Genomic DNA, 7,894 nt, shown 5'->3' on the forward strand with positions numbered 1-7,894 from the left:
GCAGTCGAATCCGGCACAATACCTGCTCGGCCCTTCTGCACTATCCGGTTTTTGATGTTGTGGTACGTCTGTCGCGAGATCCCCAATTCTTTGCAAAACTGTGTGACCGTCTTGCCGTCACGAACGGAATCGAAATCTGCGACCTTTCTACGCTTATGCAATGGAATAGCCATCCGGCTATTCCACCGCCGTAACCGTCCAAAAAGCCACTAGACATCCCGTCCAAAAACCTCCTGGACTCCGTGTCCAAAAAGCCACTAGACATCACAACACTAGGACTATTTGTTGACCACTAGAACGGTTTTGCCGATCGCGGTGCCGGAGTCGAGGTGGTTGTGGGCCAAAGCTGCGTCGCCAAGCTGGAAAACCTTGTTCATCTGGTGCTTGATGGCCCCGCTTTCAATGAGTGGCCACACGTGCTCCTCGGTCGAACGGCAAATCTCGGCTTTCATCGCGCGCGGGCGAGCACGCAGCGTGGTCGCGTGGACGGAGAGGCGGCGCGGCATCATACGGCCAAGGCTCAGCTCGCCTTTCGGCCCACCTTGCACCGCGATGACAATGAGTTTGCCGTCCGTGGCCAGCGATTTGATGTTGTCCTCAAGGTACGGTCCGCCGACAACATCCAGGATGACATCGCACGAACCGTGCAGCTTATCGACGAAATCCTCCTCCCTATAGTTCACCAAAATATCCGCCCCAAGCTCCTGGCAGTAGTCGAGCTTCTCGTTCGACCCGGCAGTGACAGCGACCTCGGCGCCGAGTGCCTTGCACAACTGAATGGCAAAAGATCCGATGCCACCCGCACCACCGTGGATGAGCACGCGGTCGCCCTCGCTGACCCCGGCGAGCATGCCCAGGTTCGACCACACGGTCGTGGCCACCTCCACCACTGCGGCGGCCTCCGTCAGGGTGAGGCCTTCCGGGATGCGCATGAGCTGGCCTTCTGGCACCGCCACATACTCGGCGTACCCACCCCCAGCCAGCAGACAGGCGACCTCCTCGCCCACCTGGCGGCCCGTATCCCCCGCATCCACGATGGTGCCGGTACATTCAAGCCCAATGATCTCCGATTCCCCCCGCGGCGCCGGGTACTTTCCTTCCGCCTGCACCAAGTCAGCGCGGTTCACACCAGCGGCCGCAACCTTGACCATAACCTCACCGGATTGCAGCTCTGGCATGGGAATTTCAGTCAGTTCAAGGGAACGCGGATTGTCAGGATTAGTCACCGTGATTGCCTTCATGCCCACCCAGGGTAGTTGGGTGAAGGCTTATGTGTTGTAAAGTTTCTCCTTGCTGCCGTTGGTAGCAAGGAGACGTGGCAGAGCGGCCGAATGCACTGGTCTTGAAAACCAGCGAGGGTCACACCTCCGCGGGTTCAAATCCCGCCGTCTCCGCAAATTGTCATCAGTCGGGACATGGTGGACAAACAGGCTTCTTGGTTTTTATTTTTCCAAGGCGCGGGTTGCGGTTCGCTTTTTCTTGAAACCGATTTTTAGTTCGTTCTGTCGGTTCTAATGTTCTCTAGTTTCTCGCGGAATTCGGGCGAGCCAGCGGAGATGAGACGTTGAAACATGCCATCGTTCTTCATGCGCTTTCTTTCTCGCTGGGAATGGCGTCTTTGCTCGATCTCCCAGAAGCGGGTTGTGTTAACGAGGGTTGCGTCGCCGATGGGCACCTTTCGTCACTTACCCCAGTGCGAGTTACTGACTGCGTTTATATCAAAAATGGCCCGGAAAATGGCCTGAAAGTGTCATAAACTTACACAGTTTCACATTTGCAGCCCGTAAGTTTTCGGGTTGTCAGTATTTCTACTTACCCCACTTTATGCTCGGAGGATTGTGCTCTTGCAGGCGTGACTGAATTCTCCACTGGGGAGGGGAGATTCGGTCTTTCTGGAGGTCATCTCACGTAACCTGGGGCGCATGAGGCTCGACAATATAACCCGCCCCTTGCTGGCGTCCTTTTTCGCCGCGGTCGCGTGGAGTGTTTTAGGTGGGCTAATCTTGCCGGAGCCCAATCTCGCCTACGACGAAGGAATTGCGTCGTGGATTGTGTCCATGCTGGTCTCAGTAATGCTGGTTGGATCAATGGCCGTTTTCGCCGGTGATGGCTCGTCGGCTCGGGGGATGACCAGCGCGCGGAGCATTGTCGCAGCAGCTACCGGCGCAGGAATTGCCGTGCTTGGCGATCTGGCATTCCTATTTCTCACTACGCCGCCCGACGGGCAGGACGGCCTGGCCGTCGCCTATGTCGTGTTCTTCTACATCCCGCTACTTTTTCTCGGCGGATGGGCTGCCAGTGCCGCGATTAATCGGATGCGTAGGTGGTACCGGCAAGTAAAGAAAGAAGGAGAGACCTAGCTGTCGGCTGTGAGCTAGGCCTCTAACTTTGGAGTCGCCAGCGTCTGGTGTGTCAGGTTAAGGTCGACCATCGTAACCTGCCAGGCGCGGAGGGCGTTGGGGCAAGGCAATAGTCGGCGCCCTCTTCGGACGTGAATCGGAATCGACAAATCGCCTAGCTCCGAGGGCATGAATTCTTAGAACAGGCCAGTCGGGTTCTCGTCGTAAGAGACGAGCATGCACTTGGTCTCCTGGTAATGCTCGAGCATCATCAAGTGATTCTCGCGGCCGATACCGGACTGCTTGTAACCGCCGAAGGCTGCGTGAGCAGGGTAGCTGTGGTAGTTATTCACCCACACGCGGCCAGCCTGGATACCGCGGGCAGCGCGGTAGGCGTTGTTCTGGTTGCGGCTCCACACACCGGCGCCAAGACCGTAGATGGTGTCGTTGGCAATCTCGAGAGCCTCGTCCAGAGTTTTGAAGGTTGTCACGGCCAGGACCGGGCCGAAGATCTCCTCGCGGAAGAAGCGCATCGAGTTGTTGCCCTTAAAGATCGTCGGCTCGACGTAGTAGCCTCCCTCCAACCCTTCGAGCTTGGCGACGTTGCCGCCGGTGAGAACCTCCGCGCCCTCCTTCGGCCCGGACTCCAAGTAGCCGGAGATTTTGTCCAGCTGCTCCTGGGAGGCCTGGGCGCCCATCTGTACTGACGTATCCAGCGGGTTGCCGGTCTTAATCTGCTTGACGCGCTCGACCGCGAGCTTCAGGAACTCATCAGCGATGTCTTCGTGGACCAAGGCTCGCGACGGGCAGGTGCAGACCTCGCCCTGGTTCAACGCGAACATGGCCAGGCCCTCAATGCACTTCTCGCGGAATGCGTCGTCGGCGTCCATGATGTCGGGGAAGAAGATGGATGGGGACTTGCCGCCGAGCTCCAGCGTGATTGGAATAATCTTGTCGGACACTGCCTTATTGATCACCTGGCCAACGGCAGTCGATCCGGTGAACGCAATCTTGGAGATCCGGTCGCTTGCGGTCAGCGCAGCACCGGCCTCGGTGCCGAGGCCATTGACGATGTTGAGGACGCCGTCCGGAAGCAGATCGGCGATGATCTCAGTGAGCATGAGGATCGACGCGGGGGTCTGCTCTGCAGGCTTGAGCACGATGCAGTTGCCGGCAGCGAGGGCCGGGGCGATCTTCCAAGCGGCCATCAGGAGGGGGAAGTTCCACGGGATGATCTGGCCGACGACGCCGAGTGGCTCGTGGAAGTGGTAGGCGACCGTGTTGTCGTCGATCTGCGAGATGCGCCCCTCCTGCGTGCGGGTGGCGCCGGCGAAGTAGCGGAAGTGGTCGATTGCGAGCGGGATGTCAGCGGCGAGGGTCTCGCGGATGGCCTTGCCGTTCTCCCAGGTCTCGGCGACGGCAATCTTCTCAAGGTTTTCCTCCAGACGGTCCGCGATGCGGTGGAGGATCAGCGCCCGCTCGGCCGCAGGAACCGAGGCCCAGGAGTCCTTTGCTTTGTGTGCGGCGTCGAGGGCGAGCTCAATGTCTTTCTCGTTAGACCGCGGAACCCGGCAGAAAACCTCGCCCGTGACCGGGGTGGAGTTGTCCATGTATTGCCCGTCTACTGGAGGTGTCCACTTACCGTCGATGAAATTCTCGTACTGCTCCTTGTATGTGAAAATTGCATCGGGGGTGCCGGGGTTGGCGTAAACAGTCATGTAGACACGTCCTTTCGATAGGGAAACAACAAACGTACGAGCCAACTTTAATTTGTGACTCGTGCCACAGTCAACACTTATTTTTTCATCGCCTTTGCGAGAGATGCGATTGCTGCCGACCCTAAATCTGCCCCGACGTCGCCGTGAGAAATTCCAGAATTGCCCGCACACGGCGGTTTTCCTCGCCGGGCTCCAGATGCAGCTTCATAAAGATATTGGACACGTGTTTCGCCACTGCACTCCAGAAAGCACGAGGTCATCGGCAATCTGCTTATTGGACTTGCCTCCTGCCATCAGCTCCAGCACTTCGCGTTCGCGCGCCGTCAAACTGGCTAGCCCCGATTTGCCGGACTGCATCAATGCCGTCGCCACATCAGGGTCAATCACCACGCCACCACCTGCGACGACTTCGAGCGAACCCAAGAAGTCCAGCACCTGGCCGACACGGTCTTTGAGCAAGTGCCCGGTCCCGCCGGTCCCACCACTCGAACCGGCACCACCCGAACCGGCACCACTAGCCACACCAGCACCAGCGCCACCACCCGGCGAGAACAACTCGCGCGTATACGCCGGCGCCACATACTGCGACAGCACCATCACATTCAGCTGCGGATAGCGCTCGCGCAACTCGACCGCCGCCCGCAGGCCGTCATCGCTCATCTTTGGAGGCATGCGCACATCGGTTATCACTAAATCTGGCAGCTCGCCCGTGTCATCAAAACGGTCATCGGTGTCCGCCACCAGGCCGTGGGCAGTGTCGACCATCGCAATCACTTCATGTCCACGCTTTTCGACGAGCCCCGCGACCCCCTCCCGCAGGAGTGCCGAGTCATCCGCAATGACAATTTTCATTTCTTCTCCGCACCTTTCATTTCCACGCTTTCCATTTCCGCACCTTCCATTTCTCCAATGCCCGATTCCCAGCGGTTCAGCATCAAAGGAATTCTGGCTATTACCTGCGTTGGACCGCCTTCGGGAGAGTGCATGGTCATCTCACCATCAAAAGTGGCCAGGCGCTCTTTCATACCCCGCAATCCGCGCCCCAATTTTGCCCCGCCTGGGCCTTGGTCCGTAATTGAAATATTCAGTGTTTGATCTGAGGTGAGCAATACAGAAACAGGAGCTTTTGGCGCATATTTCGCCGCATTTGTCAGCACTTCTGCACAGAAAAAATATGCCGCGGCGAGCACGCTGGTTGCGTCCCTTAGTGTGGTGTAACGCTTGCTGATGGTGGGCCCCAGAAAATAGGGGGCGGCCACCGTAAGTCAACCTTTCGACTCAACTACCACATCTCACCGAAAGGAACATGACGATGACCGCTGCACCGCATTCTATCGACCCGACAACCTATTTGGACGATCTGCTCGCCCAAGTATCTCCAGATTTGATGCGCCAGATGCTGCAAGGGTTTACAACCAGATCCTCTCCGCCCAGGCTGACACCGTCTGCGGCGCTGAATACGGCGTCGCTTCTGCCGAGCGGGTCAACCACCGCAATGGGTATCGCCACCGCGCCTTGACACCCGTGTCGGCACGATCGACGTGGCAGTACCGAAGCTGCGCCACGGCGCGTTCTTCCCAGATTGGCTGTTAGAGCGACGCTCACGAGCAGAACGGGCCTTATCGACTGTGATCGCCACCTGCTACCTCAAAGGGGTCTCCACCCGCAGGATGAATGATCTAGTGGCAACGCTTGGGATTTCCAACATGTCGAAATCGCAGGTCTCACGCATGTCGGAAGAACTCGACGAAATGGTCGCAGACTTCAAAAACCGCCCACTTGATCCCGGCGGGTACGCCTACCTGTCCTGCGACGCATTGACGATCAAAGTGCGCGAAGGCGGCCGGGTAGTCAAATGCTCCGTACTTTTGGCCACCGGGGTAAACGCCGACGGGTACCGCGAAATGCTCGGCATGCACGTTGCCACCGCAGAATCCAACGCATCGTGGAAAGGCTTCTTCCAGGACTTTAAAGCCCGTGGACTTACCGGTGTATTCCTTGTCACCAGTGATGCCCACGAAGGCATCCAGCACGCCATTTCCGAAGTGCTGCCCGATGCCTCCTGGCAGCGGTGCCGCACCCACTTCGCGAAAAACCTCTACGAGAAGGTCCCCAAAATGCAGTGGCCGATGGTCTCTGCGATGTTCCAGACGATCTTCCAACAACCTGACGCCGCATCCACCTGGGCTCAAGCCCGCGAGGTCGTCGACCTACTGGAACCGAAATTCCCGCAGGTTGCGGCGTATTTGGAGGAATCACTCGATGAAGTGCTGGCGTTTACCGCAGCACCAAAACCAGTCTGGACAAAAGTATGGTCCAACAACCCCGCAGAACGGCTCAACCGGGAGATCCGCCGGCGCACCGATGTCGTTGGCATCTTCCCGAACCGTGAATCCATCATTCGGCTTGTCGGTGCAGTCCTAGCCGAACAACACGACGATTGGATCCAGCAAAAGCGCTACATGTCACTGACCACACTCGAACACGCCAAACACCTCATGCACCACCCAGGAGGTGATCATGGCGACTACCACCAACTAACCGCCTAACCACAACCCCAAACTTCATACCGAGCCGAAAGCACAAACCGCTACACCACTACACGGGACTTGACCATCCATGATGACTAGGAGTCGTTCCTCTCTATTAGAGGCTAATGTTCCGAGGCGGTTAATGGCTTGGATGAGACAGTGGTTTTCACGGTCCTGAGAGGCTTCCTTCGTCTCACTCACCGGACCGATAGGTTTTTGCTGACCGTAGAAGAAAAGCTGGCCCCCGAGACGTCCCAGTTTCCGATAAATGCGTTGGATCGCTGGCATAATCTGGTCGCCATACTGATCAATGTTGGTGGTTGTCAGCAGTGCTGAACCTTTCTTTTCCCATTGATCAGAGGGAATCTCAGAGCGTTCGATCTCCCATGAAAGTAGCTTTTCTTTGACGTATTTGAAGTGCCCGCCCATTCGCCGGACGTTGTCGGCGGGAAGGACAAAACCGGCATAGCCAAAACACGGATGCGTGTTGTACTTGGGATGGTCATGCCGAATGTAAGGACCTTGGTGTCCGAACTCATCGAGGTAGGCAATCAGCATCTAGTTCCCTTCGAAAAGCACAGCGGCCAGATCACATGAAGCGATCCGGCCACCGGAATTAGCGCGGTACGTGTGTTTCAACGCCGCCACTGTGGATTCGATTATAAGGACGGTGTCTTGATTCTGGCAACCTCAGTGCTTGAGTGCTTTAGGAAAACGAGAGTTGAAGCTACTTGTCGCTTTTGTCCTGGGTGCGGACTGCGCTGAACACGCCTTCCACAACCCAGGACGCCAGTGCCATCACGATGGCGCCGAAGAACGCTGCCCAGAACCCAGAGATGTGCAGGCCGTTGCCCAGGCCGTTGGAGATCCAGCCGGTGAGGGAGAACAGGAAGGTGTTCACAATCAGGGAGAACAGTCCCAGGGTGAGGATCTTCAGCGGGAAGCTGAAAAAGTTCACTACGGGCGAGATGAACGCGTTGACGAACATGAACACCAGCGCGACCCAGACGAACGCCCAGAAGCCGCCGAAGATGTCTACGCCGGGGACGATTTGAACAACCAGCCACAGGGCGATCACGGTGGCTAGAACATCAACGAGAAAACGAGGCATGATGAACCTTTCTCAAGAGGATTAAGAGTTTGTTTAAGACTGTGCACTACTAACAACATCCCACGCGGAAAGAAATTCCGCAGCCTCATCGCGGTTGGTCACGGTGATGCGTAGGCCCTCAGGGAAGGCGCGGGTGAGCACACCGTGCGCAGCCAGCTGCGCGGCAACCCGTGGCGCCCAGTCCGCGTCCGGGGC

The 7,894-nt window shown here is 57.4% G+C and carries 8 protein-coding genes, 1 tRNA gene and 2 pseudogenes; 3 read left to right on the top strand and 8 right to left on the bottom strand.

Annotated features, from left to right (window positions below):
- The coding region (locus tag F4V54_RS11870; protein ID WP_150386972.1) for a helix-turn-helix domain-containing protein at positions 1–173 on the bottom strand (173 nt) is incomplete at its 3' end.
- 105 nt (positions 174–278) lie between these two features.
- Positions 279–1,241, bottom strand: a complete 963-nt coding sequence (locus F4V54_RS09445; RefSeq protein WP_150386973.1) for an NAD(P)H-quinone oxidoreductase — start codon at positions 1,239–1,241, stop codon at positions 279–281.
- Positions 1,242–1,309: 68 nt separating this feature from the next.
- Between F4V54_RS09445 and F4V54_RS09450 the strand changes: the two genes are divergently transcribed.
- A tRNA-Ser gene (locus F4V54_RS09450) sits at positions 1,310–1,394 on the top strand.
- Between the two features lie 609 nt (positions 1,395–2,003).
- Positions 2,004–2,360 (top strand): hypothetical protein, encoded by a 357-nt coding sequence (locus F4V54_RS09455; protein WP_150386974.1) that lies wholly within the window; start codon positions 2,004–2,006, stop codon positions 2,358–2,360.
- Between the two features lie 176 nt (positions 2,361–2,536).
- On the opposite strand, the gene exaC is transcribed toward F4V54_RS09455, so the two are convergent.
- The 3 genes from exaC to F4V54_RS09470 form a co-directional block, all read right to left on the bottom strand.
- Complete coding sequence (gene exaC, locus F4V54_RS09460) at positions 2,537–4,057, bottom strand: acetaldehyde dehydrogenase ExaC (RefSeq protein ID WP_034666204.1); 1,521 nt, start codon at positions 4,055–4,057, stop codon at positions 2,537–2,539.
- Between the two features lie 204 nt (positions 4,058–4,261).
- Entirely contained in the window at positions 4,262–4,909 is a 648-nt protein-coding gene (locus F4V54_RS09465) for a response regulator (RefSeq protein WP_376997954.1), read from the bottom strand.
- Positions 4,906–5,316 carry a sensor histidine kinase gene (locus F4V54_RS09470; protein WP_308410361.1) on the bottom strand — a complete coding sequence of 137 codons (411 nt, stop codon included), beginning with the start codon at positions 5,314–5,316 and terminating at the stop codon, positions 4,906–4,908. The genes F4V54_RS09465 and F4V54_RS09470 overlap by 4 nt, the downstream gene beginning before the upstream one ends.
- Positions 5,317–5,369: 53 nt before the next feature.
- Between F4V54_RS09470 and F4V54_RS09475 the strand changes: the two are divergent.
- A pseudogene (locus tag F4V54_RS09475) lies at positions 5,370–6,606 on the top strand (IS256 family transposase).
- A gap of 15 nt (positions 6,607–6,621) precedes the next feature.
- Here F4V54_RS09475 and F4V54_RS09480 read toward each other — a convergent pair.
- The 3 genes and pseudogenes from F4V54_RS09480 to F4V54_RS11915 all read right to left on the bottom strand — a co-directional run.
- Positions 6,622–7,146, bottom strand: coding sequence for a DUF3800 domain-containing protein (locus F4V54_RS09480; RefSeq protein WP_146014994.1), 525 nt, complete (start codon positions 7,144–7,146; stop codon positions 6,622–6,624).
- A 169-nt stretch (positions 7,147–7,315) separates the two neighbouring features.
- A complete protein-coding gene (locus F4V54_RS09485; protein WP_150386975.1) occupies positions 7,316–7,699 on the bottom strand; it encodes a phage holin family protein in 384 nt (127 codons plus the stop codon).
- A gap of 33 nt (positions 7,700–7,732) precedes the next feature.
- Positions 7,733–7,894, bottom strand: a pseudogene (locus tag F4V54_RS11915) (aminotransferase); the annotation flags it as partial.

This window comes from Corynebacterium tuscaniense (assembly GCF_008693065.1).
Lineage (GTDB): Bacteria > Actinomycetota > Actinomycetes > Mycobacteriales > Mycobacteriaceae > Corynebacterium > Corynebacterium tuscaniense.